Annotated in this window: 16 protein-coding genes; 13 read left to right on the plus strand and 3 right to left on the minus strand. The window is 68.2% G+C overall.

What is annotated here, in order from left to right:
- From infB to ACI3KU_RS16575, 3 genes are all read left to right on the plus strand, one after another.
- Positions 1-2,330 (plus strand): translation initiation factor IF-2 (gene infB / locus ACI3KU_RS16565; protein WP_404923428.1); only part of this gene is annotated, 2,330 nt, incomplete at its 5' end.
- A gap of 165 nt (positions 2,331-2,495) precedes the next feature.
- Positions 2,496-2,930, plus strand: a complete 435-nt coding sequence (gene rbfA / locus ACI3KU_RS16570) for a 30S ribosome-binding factor RbfA (protein ID WP_404923429.1) — start codon at positions 2,496-2,498, stop codon at positions 2,928-2,930.
- 181 nt (positions 2,931-3,111) lie between these two features.
- Positions 3,112-3,825: a hypothetical protein gene (locus tag ACI3KU_RS16575; RefSeq protein WP_404923430.1), complete on the plus strand. Its 714-nt coding sequence runs from the start codon at positions 3,112-3,114 to the stop codon at positions 3,823-3,825.
- A gap of 30 nt (positions 3,826-3,855) precedes the next feature.
- On the opposite strand, the gene ACI3KU_RS16580 is transcribed toward ACI3KU_RS16575, so the two are convergent.
- Positions 3,856-4,719, minus strand: coding sequence for an A/G-specific adenine glycosylase (locus ACI3KU_RS16580; RefSeq protein ID WP_404923431.1), 864 nt, complete (start codon positions 4,717-4,719; stop codon positions 3,856-3,858).
- Positions 4,720-4,758: 39 nt separating this feature from the next.
- Between ACI3KU_RS16580 and ACI3KU_RS16585 the strand changes: the two genes are divergently transcribed.
- From ACI3KU_RS16585 to ACI3KU_RS16625, 9 genes are all read left to right on the plus strand, one after another.
- Positions 4,759-5,394, plus strand: coding sequence for a uridine kinase (locus ACI3KU_RS16585; RefSeq protein WP_404923432.1), 636 nt, complete (start codon positions 4,759-4,761; stop codon positions 5,392-5,394).
- Positions 5,394-6,302, plus strand: a complete 909-nt coding sequence (truB, locus tag ACI3KU_RS16590) for a tRNA pseudouridine(55) synthase TruB (protein ID WP_404923434.1) — start codon at positions 5,394-5,396, stop codon at positions 6,300-6,302. The genes ACI3KU_RS16585 and truB overlap by 1 nt, the downstream gene beginning before the upstream one ends.
- A 111-nt stretch (positions 6,303-6,413) precedes the next feature.
- Positions 6,414-6,782: a hypothetical protein gene (locus ACI3KU_RS16595; protein ID WP_404923435.1), complete on the plus strand. Its 369-nt coding sequence runs from the start codon at positions 6,414-6,416 to the stop codon at positions 6,780-6,782.
- Between the two features lie 114 nt (positions 6,783-6,896).
- A complete protein-coding gene (locus tag ACI3KU_RS16600; RefSeq protein WP_404923436.1) occupies positions 6,897-7,298 on the plus strand; it encodes a hypothetical protein in 402 nt (133 codons plus the stop codon).
- A complete protein-coding gene (locus ACI3KU_RS16605) occupies positions 7,295-8,233 on the plus strand; it encodes a bifunctional riboflavin kinase/FAD synthetase (protein WP_404923437.1) in 939 nt (312 codons plus the stop codon). Before ACI3KU_RS16600 ends, ACI3KU_RS16605 begins: the two co-directional genes overlap by 4 nt.
- 244 nt (positions 8,234-8,477) lie before the next feature.
- On the plus strand, positions 8,478-9,413 hold the full coding sequence (locus ACI3KU_RS16610) for a sugar-binding transcriptional regulator (RefSeq protein WP_404923438.1): 936 nt from the start codon (positions 8,478-8,480) through the stop codon (positions 9,411-9,413).
- Positions 9,410-10,420 (plus strand): deoxyribose-phosphate aldolase, encoded by a 1,011-nt coding sequence (deoC, locus tag ACI3KU_RS16615; protein WP_404923439.1) that lies wholly within the window; start codon positions 9,410-9,412, stop codon positions 10,418-10,420. Before ACI3KU_RS16610 ends, deoC begins: the two co-directional genes overlap by 4 nt.
- 67 nt (positions 10,421-10,487) lie before the next feature.
- Positions 10,488-11,930, plus strand: a complete 1,443-nt coding sequence (locus ACI3KU_RS16620; protein WP_404923440.1) for an aldehyde dehydrogenase family protein — start codon at positions 10,488-10,490, stop codon at positions 11,928-11,930.
- Positions 11,927-12,790, plus strand: coding sequence for an aldehyde dehydrogenase family protein (locus tag ACI3KU_RS16625; RefSeq protein WP_404923441.1), 864 nt, complete (start codon positions 11,927-11,929; stop codon positions 12,788-12,790). The genes ACI3KU_RS16620 and ACI3KU_RS16625 overlap by 4 nt, the downstream gene beginning before the upstream one ends.
- Before the next feature lie 57 nt (positions 12,791-12,847).
- Here ACI3KU_RS16625 and ACI3KU_RS16630 read toward each other — a convergent pair whose 3' ends face one another.
- Together ACI3KU_RS16630 and ACI3KU_RS16635 are read right to left on the minus strand one after the other, a co-directional pair.
- Positions 12,848-13,723, minus strand: a complete 876-nt coding sequence (locus ACI3KU_RS16630; protein WP_404923442.1) for a sigma-70 family RNA polymerase sigma factor — start codon at positions 13,721-13,723, stop codon at positions 12,848-12,850.
- A 25-nt stretch (positions 13,724-13,748) separates the two neighbouring features.
- Complete coding sequence (locus tag ACI3KU_RS16635) at positions 13,749-14,207, minus strand: carboxymuconolactone decarboxylase family protein (RefSeq protein WP_404923443.1); 459 nt, start codon at positions 14,205-14,207, stop codon at positions 13,749-13,751.
- Positions 14,208-14,566: 359 nt separating this feature from the next.
- On the opposite strand from ACI3KU_RS16635, the gene ACI3KU_RS16640 reads away from it, so the two are divergent.
- Positions 14,567-16,711 (plus strand): DEAD/DEAH box helicase, encoded by a 2,145-nt coding sequence (locus tag ACI3KU_RS16640; protein WP_404923444.1) that lies wholly within the window; start codon positions 14,567-14,569, stop codon positions 16,709-16,711.
- Positions 16,712-16,923 lie beyond the last annotated feature (212 nt).

The raw sequence follows: 16,923 nt of genomic DNA on the forward strand, positions 1-16,923 counted from the left end.
CTCCCGGACCGCGCCCCGGTGGCCCGCGTCCGGGCAACAATCCCTTCGCCTCCGCTCAGGGCATGGGCCAGCGTCCCGCCGGCCCGCGTCCCGGGAACAATCCTTTCGCCTCCGCGCAGGGCATGGGCCAGCGCCCGACTCCGGGCAACATCCCGCGCCCGCAGGCACCTCGTCCGGGTTTACCCCGTCCCGGTGCCCCGCGCCCGCAGCGTCCCGGTGGTGGCGGTCGTCCCGGTGGTGCTCCGTTCCAGCAGCGTCCGGGTGGACCCGGCCGTCCCGGCGGCGCCGGTGCTGGTGCTGGAGCCGGTGGCGGCTTCCAGCGTCCCGCCGGTGGCGGCGGCTTCGCCGGTCGTCCCGGTCCCGGCGGCCGTGGTCGTGGCGGCACAGCCGGTGCGTTCGGTAAGGGCGGCGGCAAGTCCAAGCAGCGCAAGTCTCGTCGGGCCAAGCGCCAGGAATTCGAGATGCGCGATGCCCCGATGGTGGGTGGCGTCAACGTCTCGCGCGGTAACGGCGAGATTATTCGCCTGCGTCGCGGTTCGTCCATCGCGGACTTTGCTGACAAGATCGAGGCCATCACCGGTTACACGGTGCAGCCCGGAACGCTGGTGACGATCCTCTTCAACCTCGGCGAGATGGCCACGGCCACCGAGTCGCTGGACGAGTCGACCTTCGAGGTCCTCGGCGTGGAGCTGGGTTACAAGATCCAGATGGTCTCGCCCGAGGACGAAGACAAGGAGCTCCTGGAGGGCTTCGGTCTGGACCTGGACGCCGAGCTTGCCGACGAGGACGACGAAGACCTGGAGATCCGCCCGCCGGTGGTCACCGTCATGGGTCACGTCGACCACGGCAAGACGCGACTGCTCGACGCGATCCGTCAGACCAACGTCGTCGCAGGTGAGGCCGGCGGCATCACCCAGCACATCGGTGCTTACCAGATCTGGACCGAGCACGAGGGCATCGAGCGTGCCATCACCTTCATCGACACCCCGGGTCACGAGGCGTTCACCGCCATGCGTGCCCGTGGTGCGCAGGTGACGGACATCGCGATCCTCGTGGTCGCCGCCGACGACGGCATCATGCCGCAGACGGTGGAGGCGCTGAACCACGCCCAGTCGGCCGGTGTGCCGATCGTGGTCGCGGTCAACAAGGTGGACAAGCCCGAGGCGAACCCCGCCAAGGTGCGCCAGCAGCTGACCGAGTACGGTCTGGTGGCGGAGGAGTACGGCGGCGACGTGATGTTCGTCGACGTGTCCGCTCGTCAGAACATCGGCATCCAGGACCTCCTGGACGCCGTGCTGCTGACCGCCGACGCCGGGCTTGACCTGCGTGCCAACCCGAACAAGGCCGCTCGCGGTGTCGCCATCGAGGCGAAGCTCGACAAGGGTCGCGGATCGGTTGCCACCGTGCTCATCCAGTCCGGAACGCTGCGCGTCGGTGACGCGATCGTCGCCGGCACCGCCTACGGACGTGTCCGCGCGATGCTCGACGAGAACGGCGACGCCGTCGACGAGGCCTACCCGTCGCGTCCGGTGCAGGTGCAGGGTCTGAACTCGGTGCCGCGCGCCGGTGACACCTTCATCGTCACGGAGGAGGACCGCACGGCCCGCCAGATCGCTGAGAAGCGTGAGGCCGCCGAGCGCAACGCCCAGCTGGCCAAGGCCCGCAAGCGCATCTCGCTCGAGGACTTCACCCGCGCTCTCGAAGAGGGCAAGGTCGAATCGCTCAACCTCATCATCAAGGGTGACGTCTCCGGTGCCGTCGAGGCTCTCGAGGAGTCGCTGCTCAAGATCGAGGTCGACGACTCGGTGCAGCTGCGCATCCTCCACCGCGGCGTCGGTGCCATCACCGCCTCCGATGTGGACCTCGCGACGATCGACAACGCGATCATCGTGGGCTTCAACGTCCGCCCCGACCAGAAGGCGCGCGAGCGCGCTCAGCGCGAGGGCGTGGACATCCGGTTCTACTCGGTCATCTACGCGGCGATCGAGGACATCGAGAACTCCCTCAAGGGAATGCTCAAGCCGGAGTACGAAGAGGTCCAGTCGGGTGTGGCCGAGATCCGCGACGTGTTCCGCTCCTCGAAGTTCGGCAACATCGCCGGTGTCATCGTGCGCTCGGGAACCATCACCCGCAACGCGAAGGCACGCGTCATCCGCGACGGCATCGTCATCGCCGATGGCCTGGCCATCGAGTCGCTGCGCCGATTCAAGGACGACGTCACCGAGGTGCGTACGGACTACGAAGCCGGTATCGGCCTCGGCAAGTACAACGACATCCAGATCGGTGACGAGATCGAGACCACGGAGATGGTCGAGAAGCCTCGTTCCTGATCGACCACGCTCCGCATCGGAGCTGTGTCATCGCGGCGCCGCCCGCCTCACATCGTGGGGCGGGCGGTGCCCGTTACGGCCGGGCGCCCGATGCGGAACTCGGTCGGTACCCCTCACTACGATAGAAATTGTGCGCTTGCCGCACCCCCGAGCAAGGAGGCAATCATGGCCGGAGAACGACAGGGGCGTCTGTCCGATCGCATCCGTGTGATCATCGCGGAGCGACTCGACAAGGGGCTGCGCGACCCCCGCCTCGGATTCGTCACCATCACCGATGTCCGGATGACGGGCGACCTGCAGAACGCGTCCGTCTTCTACACGGTGTACGGCACCGACCAGGAGCGCGAGGACAGCGCCGCCGCGCTGAAGGCGGCCACCGGAATGCTGCGTTCCGAGGTGGGCAAGCGACTGGGCGTACGCCTGGTGCCGACGCTGGAGTTCATTCCCGACGCCCTCCCGGAGACTGCCGATCACATCTCGGCGCTGCTGCGCGAGGCACACGAGCGCGACGCCGAGGTGGCGCAGACCGCCTCGGGTGCCGTGTACGCCGGCGAAGCCGACCCGTACGTGAAGCCGCGCGAGGACGACGACGAGGACTGAGCCGACGCCGGTATCCGCCGAGCGGGCGATGAAGTCCCCGTGCTGCCGTCATCGGCGGGCGGGGACTTCATCTCGTTCCGGGCACATTCGGCTCGACACCGGCTGTGCCCGGCGTGGCGTGTCCGGGCTCTGCCGTACTGTGGGCGCGCCGGGTGATCGCATCCGGCGCAGGAAAGGGGAGATGATGCGCTCGACGAGCATCGCACGCACTCGCATCGCCACCGCACTCATTGCGCTGATGATCGGGGGCGCTCTCGCGCTCTCGGGGTGCGCGACGTCACCCGGGGGCGACGGCGGGGCGACCACACCCGTCGCGGAACCCGCAGCGTCGGCCACGACGACTCCCGCCGAGCCGACTCCCTCCGCCACCACGCCTCCCGCACCCGTGCCCACACCCACCGACCCAGCATCGGCCGATGACCCGGCGGCGTGGACGGCGAGCGGCGCCGGTGTCGGTCCGCTCGTCCTCGGTGAGGACTTTGCCACGCTCGCTGGAACCGTCGGTGCAGCCGGATGGACCATCGGCTGCGGCCCGGACGCGCCGTCGCCGGACGCGCCGGTGATCAGCTACTCGGGATCCGACATGCTCTCGATCTTCGCCGGGGCGGGGTACGCCATGTCCGGTGAGCCGAACACGACGCTGAACCAGGTGTCGATCACCGGGTCTGCGCAGACCAGCCCGAAGACGGCGGAAGGCATCGGGATCGGCTCGACCCTGGCAGATGCGCAGGCGGCCTATCCCGATGGCCAGAACGCGATGCTCGCCAACTACGCGATGGCGCTGCGCGTGCCGGCTGCGGGCGGAACGATGTACTTCGGTGCCGGCGACGGGGAGACGATCAGCGGCATCACGGTCACGATCCTGGAGCGTCCGATGCCGGAGTTCTGCGGCTGAGCCCGCCGCGCGCGCCGATCGCCTGAGCGGTCAACGGGGGAGGCGAGCGCCTTCCCCGTCGATCTCGATCAGGCCGTCTGCCACGAGCGAGTCGATCGCGCGGTCGCGCTGCGCGGGATCCGGCCAGTCCGGGATGAGCGCCACCACCGGGACGTCCTGATCAGTGTGGCGGAGTATCCGCAGGACCGCGCCGCGAGCCTGTCGATCGCTGCCCTCGTACTTCGCCTGCTTCGGGCGTTCGTCGCCCGTGTCGGGATAGCCCGCCGCCCGCCACGCGCACAGGGCTCGCAGCGGACACTCGGCACAGCGCGGAACGCGCGCGACGCAGACCAGAGCGCCGAGCTCCATCGCCGCCGCATTGACTACCGCGGCGTCCGCATCGTCTTCTGGCAGAAGCGCTGACATGTCGGCGAGATCCCGCTTGGCGGCAGCACCTGGCTGGGACCGGCCGTGAGCGGCGCGTGCGATGACCCGCCGGGTATTCGTGTCGACCACCGGCTCACGCCTGCCGTAGGCGAACACCGCGACGGCCCGCGCCGTGTAGTCGCCGATTCCGGTGAGCGCGAGGAGCGCATCGACGTCGTTCGGGACGGTGCCGTCGTGCCGCACGGTGATCTCCACGGCCGCTCGATGCAGCCACAGCGCACGACGCGGGTAGCCGAGGTTCGCCCACTGCTTCACGGCCTCCGCGGGAGGTGCTTCAGCGAGGGCGGCAGGGGAGGGCCAGCGCTCCAGCCAGGCCTCCAGCAGCGGGATCACCCGGTTCACGGGGGTCTGCTGCAGCATGAACTCGCTCACCAGGATGCCCCACGCCCCGAAGCCGGCACGGCGCCATGGCAGATCGCGCGCGGTTCGGCGGTACCACGGCAGCAGGGCATCGGCGATCTCGGACACGGGTCACCAGCCTATCGGCCCCCACCGTAGGCTGGAGGCATGCGGCTCCCGATCACCCCTGTCACCACGTTGCAGCGCGATCTGCGCGAGCAGCTGCGGCACAACAGCCCTGCCGGACGCGTGGTGGTGGTCGTCGACGGGCTGGATCCGCAAGCCACGCGAACCTTCGCCGATTCGTTCGCGCAGATCATCGGCGAAGACGGTTCGATCGTCCTGCGAGCGTCACTCACGGACTTCGTACGTCCCCGCGCCCGGCGCGGTGCCGAGCCGGCGGCAAGCGACATCGATGTCGACACGCTCCGGCGCGTCCTGCTGGATCCCTTCCGCGAGGGTGGCCAGGCGTCCGCTACCGCCGGCGTTCAGCTGCGGGCGTGGGATGAGCGACGGGATCAGCCGGTCGAAGCGCGCTGGGTCACGGCGCCGGAGGACGCGGTGCTCGTGCTCGACGGCGCGTTCGCCCAGCAGGAGGGCATTCGCGGCACCGCAGCGTTCGCGGTCTGGCTGGAGAGCCCGGAGAGCCGCCTGGCTGAGCGTCACGGCCGCTCGACCGATGCGCCCTACACAGACGCCGAGTTCCGCTACCTTCGCGATGCTCGCCCGCGCCGCGTGGCGTCGGTGCTGATCGACATCTCCCGGTCGGATCGCCCGGTCGAGTTCTTCCAGGACTCCTGCTGATGGCGCGCGCAATGGGACCCCGCCCCGCAGCGGGGCTGCTGCTGGTGGACAAGCCGCAGGGGATCACGAGCCACGACGTCGTCGCTCGTGTCCGTCGAGGATTCGGCACCCGCAAGGTGGGTCATGCCGGGACGCTTGATCCGATGGCGACCGGATTGCTGCTCATCGGCATCGAGGGAGCCACCCGGCTGCTCACCTTCCTGGTCGGCCTCGACAAGACCTACACGGCCACCATGCGGCTCGGTGTGAGCACGGACTCCGATGACGCTGATGGCAATGTCACTGACACCGTCTCCGCCGACGCGGTCACCGATGCGGCCATCGCCGCGGGGATATCAGCGCTGACGGGCGACATCCTGCAGGTTCCGAGCACCGTGTCCGCGATCAAGGTGGACGGTAAGCGCGCGTATGACCTGGCCCGTGCGGGAGAGACTGTGGAGCTGAAGTCCCGCCCCGTCACCGTTTCGCGGTTCGACGTGCTCGACACTCGGCGCAGCGACGGCGTGATTGACATCGACGTGGTTGTCGACTGCACCAGCGGCACCTACATCCGCGCCCTCGCTCGTGACCTTGGCGGCGCGCTCGGTGTCGGCGGACACCTCACGGCGCTGCGACGCACGGCTGTCGGGCCCTTCCTCGTTGCCGATGCCGCGACGCTGACGGAGGACATCGGATCGGCCACCGTGCTGTCGCCCGCACAGGTCGCGACGGATGTGCTCGGGGCGCTCGCCGTCACCGCCCCGGAGGCCGTCGATCTCCGACACGGGAAGAAGCTCATCGGTGCCGCCGAACGTGTCACGTCATTCCCGGTGGCGGCGATCGCTCCGGATGGCTCGCTCATCGGCGTGCTGGAGCGACGCGGTGCGGATCTGAAGAGCGCGATGAACATGCCGGAGGAGCAATCATGAACCTGCGCGCACGCGTGCCCCGTGACCTGTCGGGAGCTCGCGCATGATCCTCGCAGCCCTCGTTCCTGCCTCTCCGCTCGACTTCGCCGCTGGTCGCACGGGAGCTCACGCATGATCCTCGGATTCACGATCGCCGTGATCGCCGTGGCGATTGCCGCCGCCCTGCTGTGCATCGTGCTCGGGCTGATCGGACGTGTTCCGGGTGACTGGAGCGTGGGGTCGCTTGCCGTGCTGGAGCTTCTGCTGGTCGCGCAGATCGTCGTCTCCGTTGTCGCGCCGTTCGCCGGCAATCCGCCCTCGGGGAGCCTGCTGGAATTCTGGACGTACCTCATCTCCGCGGCGCTGATCCCGGTCGGCGTCGTGGTGTGGGCCTTCGTCGACCGGTCCCGATGGGCGACCGTGGTGATGGGGGTCGGCGCTCTGGCCGTGGCGATCATGGTGTGGCGCATGGAGGTCATCTGGACGGTTCAGGTCGCCTGATCGCCAGCCCGCTCCCGCGTCGCGGGTAGAATCGTCCGAGTGATGACACAGGCTCAGACCGGGAACACGACCCGGGAATCCGAGACCCCACGACGTGCGAGGAACCCGCGTCGGATGAGCGGTATCGGCCAGGTGCTGGTCGCGGTGTACGCGGTGCTCGCGCTGGGCGCCACCGCGCGTTCGTTCGTTCAGATCGTCGAGAAGTTCAGCGATGCTCCGCTGGCCTATTCGCTGTCGGCAGCATCCGCAGCCGTCTACATCGTGGCGACCCTCGCCCTGATCTTCTCTCGCCGACCGGGCTGGTACACCGTGGCGTGGATCGCGATCTGCTTCGAGCTGCTGGGTGTGCTGGTGATCGGAACGCTGAGTCTCACTCTGCCCGAGCTGTTCGCGCACCCGACCGTCTGGAGCGTGTTCGGCATGGGGTACGTGTTCGTCCCGCTCGTGCTGCCGTTCATCGGCCTTTGGTACCTGATCACCCATAAGCCGGCCGCTCAGTCGGAGGTGCGCTCGTGATCGTGTTCTCCGATCCCGCGGACATTCCCGACGGGTTCGGACCGTCGGTGGTCGCGATCGGCAAGTTCGACGGCGTGCACACCGGTCACCGGCGGGTGCTCGAGCGTGCTCGCGCCGATGCCGAGCGGCTCGGCGCGAAGGTGGTCGCTGTCACCTTCGATCGCAACCCGCTCGCGACGATCCGTCCGGAGCTGTGCCCCAACGAGCTGGTGAGCCTGGGCCAGAAGATCGACCTGCTGGCGGGGACCGGACTCGACGCCGCCGTCGTCCTGCGCTTCGACGAGGAGATGGCCCACGTGTCGGCGGAGGACTTCGTCCGCGACATCCTGGTGCGTGACCTCGGTGCGGTCGTGGTGCTGCTCGGTACCGACTTCCGATTCGGATATCGCGGTGCCGGCGACCCTCAGCTGTTGGAGCGCATGGGCGCGGAGCTGGGTTTCACCACGGATGTCGTGGACGACGTCGTGGTCGCGGGCGAAGAACGGCGGGTGTCATCCAGCTGGATCCGTGAGCTGCTCTCGGTGGGTGATGTCGCGCACGCGGCGCAGCTGTTGGGCCGACCGCACCGCGTCGAAGGTGAAGTCGTGCACGGGCTCAAGCGCGGGCGCGAGCTCGGCTTTCCCACCGCCAATCTCTCGCCCCAGTCGCAGGGTGATGTTCCCGCCGACGGCGTGTACGCGGGGTGGCTCGTGACGCCGGACGGCGTCCACCACCAGGCGGCGATCTCCGTGGGCGTGAACCCGACGTTCGACGACGTGGATGTCCGTCAGGTGGAGGCCTACGTCCTCGATGAGACCGAGTTGGACCTGTACGGGCAGCACGTGGTGGTCGAGTTCGTGGATCGCATCCGCGGCATGGTGGCGTTCCAGGGGATTCCGGCGCTCATCGAGCAGATGACCGACGACGTCACTCGCACTCGCGCCATCCTCTCCTGACACTTGGTCCCGACGTACCCCGTCCCGACGTACCCCCGTCCCGGCGCACCCCGGTCCCGACGCGCACCCATGGACCGCGAGACTTCCGTCTGTGGGCGAGAATCCGTGCACCGCGATGATTGTCGCCCACAGACGGAAGTCTCACGGATGAGGGGAGTGCGCATCAGTGCAGGGCGCAGTGCTCATGTGAGCGTAATGCGGCTCAGATGTTGTCAGGGGTGGAGAGCGGCGGTACCGTCGAGGGGTGGATGACGAACTGCTCGCGGTCCGCGTCGCGGAACTCTATTACGAAGAGAACAAGACGCAGGACGAGATCGGCGCGCTCCTCGGGATCTCCCGATGGAAGGCCGGTCGACTGCTGACGCAAGCGCGCGAGCGCGGCATCGTGCGCATCGAGATCGTCCACCCCCGCGCCCGCCGTCTCGCGCTCGAACGCGAGCTGTGCGCTCGCTTCGGACTGAACGATGCGATCGTGGTCCCCGTCCCGGACGAGAACGGCTCGGTCACCTCGGTGGTGACCCAGGCAGCGGCGGACTTCCTCACGGCGCTGCGTCCGGTGCCGAAGACCCTCGGCGTGAGCTGGGGGCATACGCTCACCGAGGTGGCGGACAAGCTGCCCGACGGCTGGGCCACCGGCGTCACCGTGGTGCAGATCAACGGGGGAGTGAGCCTGAATCGTCGGGCCTCCACCGCGGCGACGCTCGCCTCGACCATCGCCAATCGCGGTCGCGGGCAGGTCGTGCTGCTGCCATCACCGGCGGTACTCGAGCGCCGGGAGACGAAGGATGCCATCGCCTCCGACCGCACGGTCGCTGCGGTGCTCGATCTCGCCCAGCGCGCCGACGCATACCTGTACAGCGCCGGGCTCGGCGACAAGAACTCCGCCCTGGTCGACTCGGGTTACCTGCGAGCGAGCGACCTGGAGGAGCTGGCCATGAAGGGCGCCGTCGGCGACGTCCTCGGCCGCTACATCGACGCGAACGGGAACATCGTCGACCCCGAACTGGACGGCCGCACCGTGGGCGTCGAGCTGAGCACCCTGCGTGCCGCCAAGACCGCGATCTTCGTGGTGGCGGGCGAGGACAAGCACGACATCGCCCGCGCGGTGGTCGTGAACGGACTGTGTTCCATCCTGATCACCGACGAGGGCACCGCCCGAGACCTTCTGGAGGACGAATGACCGCTGTGGTGGACACCGCAGAGCGCGCGGCACGAGCGCGCGAGATGATCGGCGGTGAGCCTGACGACCTGACGCTCGCCCGGTTCCTGCATGGCTTGCCCGGTGTGGACGCCGTCGGTCTGGAACAGCGCGCCGCCGACCTCGGCACGCGCTCGATCAAGACCACCTCGAAGAAGTGGGCGCTGGATCGGGTGATCGAGCTGATCGACCTGACCACTCTCGAAGGTGCAGACACCCCCGGCAAGGTGCGCTCGCTCGTGGCGAAGGCCGTGCATCCCGATTCATCGGACCCGAGCTGCCCGCGCGTGGCCGCCGTGTGCGTCTACGGCGACATGGTGCCGTATGCCGTCGAAGCTCTCGGCGCCCTGCACGGCGATCCCGATGACGGACTGATCTCCGTCGCGGCCGTTGCCACGGCCTTCCCCTCCGGACGTTCCTCGCTCGCGATCAAGCTGGCCGACACCCGCGAGGCCGTGGCGGCCGGCGCGGACGAGATCGACATGGTCATCGATCGTGGAGCGTTCCTGTCCGGACGATACTCGGTGGTCTTCGAGCAGATCGTCCAGGTGAAGGAAGCCTGCCGCCGCGCGGACGGCAGCTTCGCGTCGCTCAAGGTGATCCTGGAGACCGGCGAGCTGAACACTTACGACAACATCAAGCGCGCGTCGTGGTTGGCGATCCTCGCCGGCGGTGACTTCATCAAGACGTCCACCGGCAAGGTGACTCCCGCGGCCACCCTTCCTGTGACGCTGCTGATGCTGGAGGTCGTGCGCGACTGGCACCGACTCACCGGCGAGAAGATCGGTGTGAAGCCCGCGGGCGGCATCCGCACCTCGAAGGACGCGATCAAGTACGTCGTGACGGTCGCCGAGACCGTGGGTGAGGAGTGGCTGCAGCCGCACCTGTTCCGCTTCGGTGCATCGAGCCTGCTCAACGACGTGCTGCTGCAGCGCCAGAAGATGACGACCGGACACTACTCCGGCCCCGACTACGTGACCATCGACTGACGATGAGTTCCCCCGCCTACTTCGCATCCCGTGCGGATGCGAGCCCGGATCTGAAGGACGAAGCACGATGAGCTTTCTCGAGTACGCCGACGCGCCGGAATCCCGCGCGATCCTGAATCTGAAGGACGAGTACGGTCTGTTCATCGACGGCGAGTTCGTCGGTGGCAGCGGTGCCTCGTTCCGCACCATCAACCCCGCCGACGAGTCGACCATCGCGATGATCTCGACCGCCGACGAGAGTGATGTCGACCGTGCGGTGGCTGCCGCACGTCGCGCCTATGACCGCGTGTGGTCGAAGATGAGCGGACGCGACCGCGGGAAATACCTGTTCCGCATCGCGCGACTCGTTCAGGAGCGCGCCCGTGAGCTGGCGGTTGCCGAGTCTCTGGACAACGGCAAGCCGATCAAGGAGAGCCGCGACGTCGACGTGCCGCTGGTGGCCGCGTGGTTCTTCTACTACGCGGGCTGGGCGGACAAGCTCGACTACGCCGGGCTCGGCGCGAATCCGCGCTCCCTCGGCGTGGCGGGCCAGGTCATCCCGTGGAACTTCCCGCTGCTGATGCTGGCGTGGAAGGTCGCTCCGGCGCTCGCCGCCGGCAACACCGTCGTGCTGAAGCCCGCCGAGACCACCTCGCTCACCGCGTTGCTGTTCGCCGAGATCGTGCAGCAGGCGGGCCTTCCCGCCGGGGTGCTCAACATCGTCACTGGGGCGGGCACCACCGGCTCCGCCGTGGTGAATCACCCCGACGTCAACAAGGTGGCCTTCACCGGATCCACTGCGGTTGGCCGATCGATCGCCCGCTCGGTCGCCGGAACCGGCAAGAGCCTGACGCTGGAGCTCGGGGGCAAGGCCGCGAACATCGTGTTCGACGATGCTCCGATCGACCAGGCTGTTGAGGGTGTCGTCAACGGGATCTTCTTCAACCAGGGGCACGTCTGCTGTGCCGGCAGCCGCCTCCTGGTGCAGGAGTCCATCGCGGAGGACTTCGTCGATCGTCTGAAGTCACGGCTGTCGACGTTCCGCCTCGGCGACCCGCTGGACAAGAACACCGACATCGGCGCGATCAACTCTGCCGCTCAGCTGGAGCGCATCCGCGCCCTCAGCGATATCGGCGAGGCAGAGGGAGCCGAGCGGTGGAGCGCCGACTGCGACATCCCCGACAACGGCTTCTGGTTCGCGCCGACGATCTTCACCAACGTGCAGGCGAGCCACCGCATCGCCCGTGAGGAGGTGTTCGGCCCGGTGCTGTCCGTGCTCACCTTCCGCACCCCCGCCGAGGCGATCGAGAAGGCGAACAACACGCCCTACGGTCTGTCTGCGGGCATCTGGAGCGACAAGGGATCGCGGATCCTCGCGGTCGCCGACCGCCTGCGTGCGGGCGTCGTGTGGGCAAACACGTTCAACAAGTTCGACCCGTCGAGCCCGTTCGGCGGCTACAAGGAGTCCGGCTACGGACGCGAGGGTGGCCGCCACGGCATCCTCGCCTACCTGAAGGGTGGAGCGGCGTGAGCAAGCGACTGACCGTGCCGAAGACGTACAAGCTGGCCATCGGCGGCGCCTTCCCGCGCAGCGAGTCCGGCCGCACCTACGCCGTCACCTCGCCGTCGGGGGAGTTCCTCGCCAACGCAGCGCAGGCGTCGCGCAAGGATGCCCGCGATGCGGTGAAGGCCGCACGGGCTGCCGTCAAGGGCTGGTCGGGCGCCACCGCGTACAACCGCGGCCAGGTGCTCTACCGCATCGCCGAGGTACTCGAGGGTCGGCGTGCCCAGTTCGTCGAGGAGATCTCGGCGCAGCAGGGCGTATCCGCGGCGATCGCCGGTGCCCAGGTGGATGAGGCGATCGATCGCTGGGTCTGGTACGCGGGCTGGTGCGACAAGTTTTCGCAGGTCTCCGGTGCCGCAAACCCGGTGGCCGGTCCGTACTTCAACATCTCGGTTCCCGAGCCCACCGGTGTCGTGGCGATCATCGCGCCGCAGGACAACGCCCTGCTGGGCCTGGTCTCCGCGATCGCCCCGGCGCTCGTGGCCGGAAACGCTGTCGTGGTCATCGCCAGCCAGGCGTTCCCGCTGTCCTCGATCTCGTTCGCCGAGGTGCTCGCCACCAGCGATGTCCCTGCGGGCGTTGTGAACGTGCTCACCGGTTCGCCGGCGGAGATGGCACCATGGCTCGCCTCGCACGACGATGTCAACGCGCTCGATCTGGTAGGCGCCGGCGCGCTCGACTGGATCTCGCTGCAGCAGGCCGCCGCCGGCACGCTGAAGCGCGTGCTCACACCGGAAGACGGTGGCGACGCCGCCGCACCGTCGCTGCAGCGCATCACCGCGTTCACCGAGACCAAGACGGTCTGGCACACCAAGTCGATGATCTGACGCGGCCGTGACAGGGGCCGGCTCTCCCGCATCGGGAGGGCCGGCCCCTGTCGTTCGTCAGAGGTGCGTGTGCTTCTCGGGATTCGCAACCTGGCGAATCGTGGCGATCCGGCCGCTCGGACCGAAGGTGAGCGTCACGACATCGCGCCGGACGCGCCGACGGAAGTCGATGGCGGCCTCTCCATTGACATCGAGGGCCCCGACGACGATCTCGTCGTGCGCCCGTCGCGCCTTCTCGAACACGCCGATCACGAAGCGCGCGATGGCCGCGGCGCCGAAGATCGGGTTGAGCGCGGCGCTCACCACACCGCCGCCGTCGGTCCACAGGATGGCATCGTCCTCGAGCATCGAGGTGACGAGTGCGATGTCGCCCGTCTCGATCGCGCCGATCAGTCGATCCAGGGCCGCCGTGTCGACGCGCACGGAGACCGGTTCATCGGGACGGATGTCCATTCGCCGCTCGCCGCGGGAGATCAGCTGGCGGACGGCCGACGGCGTCGTCTCCAGGATCTCCGCGATCTCCGGTGCCGACAGGGCGAAGGCACGATGCAGCACAATTGCGGCGCGCTGGCGCGGCGGGAGCTGCTCGGCCAGGTGAAGGAGGGCGATCGAGAGCATCTCGCGTGTGGCGACGACATCATCCGGGAGCCGGTCCGTGGCTACCGGCTCCGGCAGCCACGGACCCGGATAGCTCTCCCGCCGGGCCGCGATCGCGCGCACGCGGTCGATGGACCGCCGCACGCACACCGTGGTCAGCCACGCGGGCCACGAGCGGATATCTGACGCATTCCGCTCGACCTGCACTGCCAGCTCAGCAACCTCGGAGACCACGTCCTCGGCTTCGGCATAGTCGCCGAGCATGCGATACGCGATCCCGAGGAGACGTCCGCGTTCGTGCTGCCACGCCGTCGCGGCGGGGGAGAGGATCGTCATCCGCGCTCCTTCCTGCGCTCTATCCTCAGGCCACCGGGTGCTTGGCGCCCACCGGCGGCGTCATCCGGGTGGCGATCGCGATGCGGTTCCACACGTTGATGGTGGCGATCGCCAGCACGAGCGCACCGAGTTCGTCCTCCGTGAAGAATGCGGCCGCTCGGTTCCAGACGGCATCGTCTACGGCGTTCTCACCGAGGCGCGTGACCGCATCGGTGAGGGCGAGCACGGCCCGCTCTCGCTCGTCCAGCAGGTCCCCGGCGTGCTCCCACGCGGTGGCCGCCGTCAGCACGCGCTGCGGAATCCCGGCCTTCAGCCCATCCGTCATGTGCATGTCCACGCAGAACGTGCACCCGTTGATGACCGAGGCGCGGATCTTCAACAGCTCAAACAGGCGCTTGTCCACGTTGGTGCGCGCGTAGGCCTCCATCCCGATGACGGCCGTGTAGCCGAGGCGGTTGGTCTTATTGATGTCGATGCGAGTCATGCTTCGTCCTGTTCTCGAGGCGCCCTCTCCCGCGAGACTTCCTCATGTGGGCGAGAATCGCCGCATTGCGCGGATTTTCGCCCACAGAGGGAAGTCTCACGGGGGATGGGGATCACTGGGTTGACGGGTGGTGTCAGAGGGGTGTCGTGTGAGAGCGCCGATGTGTGACATCGACTCGCGGGGACCGGTGATGGCGGGGAAGCGGAGCGATGCGGTAAAATAGGCGCGCGGGTGTTTTCGCCCCGAGTCGCTGGCCGCTGAAGCGGATTCTGCGGCGCGGGCAGCGAGAGTCCCCGCGAGCTCGCACCGGTGCATACCGGCCCCCCGGGAGGAATCCCGGACGTTCGCTCAGGAGGAGCATGCCGACCACGGCAACCGCCGCTTCACGGCGCAGGAAGTCCTCGTCTTCCCGCCGCGATGACGAGGCCCCGATCATCCCCATCCTCGCCCGCAAGGTGCGTGAGGTGGAGGCCAAGGCGCAGAAGGGCAAACTCGGCCCGACCAATCGCGTCAAGTTCCAGGTCATCGCCTTCCTGGTGCGCGAAGAGCGCACGAGAGTCAAGGCCGACCCGGAGCTCACCGACTCCGCACGCGCCGAACTGCTCAAGCGCCTCGAAGGCGTGGCGCAGATCCTCGCGAAGACGGCGGCTCGCGACACCTCGATCATCCCGCTGCTGGAGGCAGATCAGGCCACCAGCCCCGTCGCCAAGCGCATGCGTCGCGATTGGCTGTTGGAATCCGGTGCTGAACTCCCGCCGGACGAGCTGATCATCACGGACGTCGTGCCCGTCGCTGCCACGCCCGTGGTCTCGGCCGCCATCGCGGAGCGTCAGGTGACGCCTCCCATGGTGGAATCGCGCCTGGAGTCCAATCCGTTCCTCGCCCCCGACACCTCGGTGGCCATCCCGAAGGAGACGCCACGTCGGCGCCTGGACGGCTGGGACCTGATGGGTCCGCTGTACAAGGCGTTCGAGACCGGTGCGGGTGGCGGTGCTGCCTCGATGGAGCTGCCTCCCGTTCCTGAGTTCGACCACATCTCGCCCAAGGGGCTGGAGGTGATGCCGCACCAGATGCGATTCGTGGAAGCCGTTCGCGCCGGTAAGCGCAGCTTCCTGCTGGCCGACGAGCCGGGTCTGGGCAAGACCGCTCAGTCGGTCCTCGCTGCGTCGGTGGCCGGTGCCTACCCGCTGCTGGTCGTCGTGCCCAACGTCGTCAAGATGAACTGGGCGCGCGAGGTGGAGCGCTGGACCCCGCAGCGCCGCGCCACGGTGATCCAGGGCGATGGCGAGAACATCGACGCCTTCGCGGATGTGTTTATCGTGAACTACGAGATCCTCGATCGTCACCTGGAGTGGCTGAGCAAGGTGGGCCTTCGCGGCCTGGTCGTGGACGAGGCGCACTTCATCAAGAACCTCAGCTCGCAGCGCTCACAAAACGTGCTGGCGCTGGCGTCGCGGGTACGGGAGACCACCCCGGATGGCAAGCCGCTGCTCATGGCCCTCACCGGTACCCCGCTGATCAACGACGTCGAGGATTTTGACGCGATCTGGCGGTTCCTGGGCTGGACCAACGGAGAGCGTCCCGGCTCGGTGCTGGCTGAGAAGCTGGACGCCACCGGCCTCACGCCGGCTGACAAGGCGTTCTACCCCGAGGCGCGTGACGCGGTCATCTCGATGGGAATCGTGCGGCGCAAGAAGAAGGACGTGGCCGCGGACCTCCCCGACAAGCTGATCGCCGATATGCCGGTGCAGCTGGACGATGAGTTCGGCCGCTCCATCCGCCAGGCCGAGCGTGAGCTGGGCGAGCGGATGGCCGCCAAGTACCGCCGCATCATCGAGGCGCGTGGACGAGTCACCGACGGGATCGACGAGGACATCGTGCGTCTCGTCGCCCAGCACGAGTTCGACGACGCCAAGAACGCCGATGCCGGCGGCGACAACGTCTTCACGATGGTGCGCCGTATCGGTCAGGCGAAGGCGGGCCTGGCGGCCGATTACGCCGTCCAGCTGCAGCGCTCGGTGGGCAAGGTGGTGTTCTTCGCCAAGCACATCGACGTCATGAACCAGGCCGAGGCGCTGTTCGCCGCCAACGGCCTGCGGGTGGTGTCCCTTCGCGGTGACCAGACCTCGACGGCGCGTCAGGAGGCGATCGACGCCTTCAACAACGACCCGGCCGTCTCCATCGCGGTGTGCTCGCTCACCGCCGCCGGCGTCGGCGTGAACCTGCAGGCCGCGTCGAACGTCGTGCTGGCTGAGCTGAGCTGGACGGCCGCCGAGCAGACCCAGGCCATCGACCGCGTGCACCGCATCGGTCAGGACGAGCCGGTCACCGCGTGGCGCATCATCGCCGCGCACACGCTGGACTCGAAGATCGCTGAGCTGATCGACCAGAAGCAGGGACTCTCGCTGCGCGCGCTGGACGGTGTCTCCGTCGAGCCCGGCTCGCAGGATTCCGTGCAGCTGGCAGCCCTCATGCACCTGCTGCGCGAGGCCCTCGGCGCCTGACCCGAGACGAGACGACACCCCCGCACGCGTGTGCGGGGGTGTCGTCGTTGTGCGGATCAGTGTTGTAAGGAAATCCGGTTCTTGACGCCTTGCGAGGATGAAAGCCACCGTCGCGGCGAAAGTCCGTCGAATCTGCGTCAAGAACGCCCGTTCTCATCGCTCTGAATGGCGCTCGGGGGTCGGGGACCGCTAGATTCGATGCAGGCACCGTC

This window comes from Microbacterium sp. ZW T5_56 (assembly GCF_044987425.1).
Taxonomy (GTDB): Bacteria; Actinomycetota; Actinomycetes; order Actinomycetales; family Microbacteriaceae; genus Microbacterium.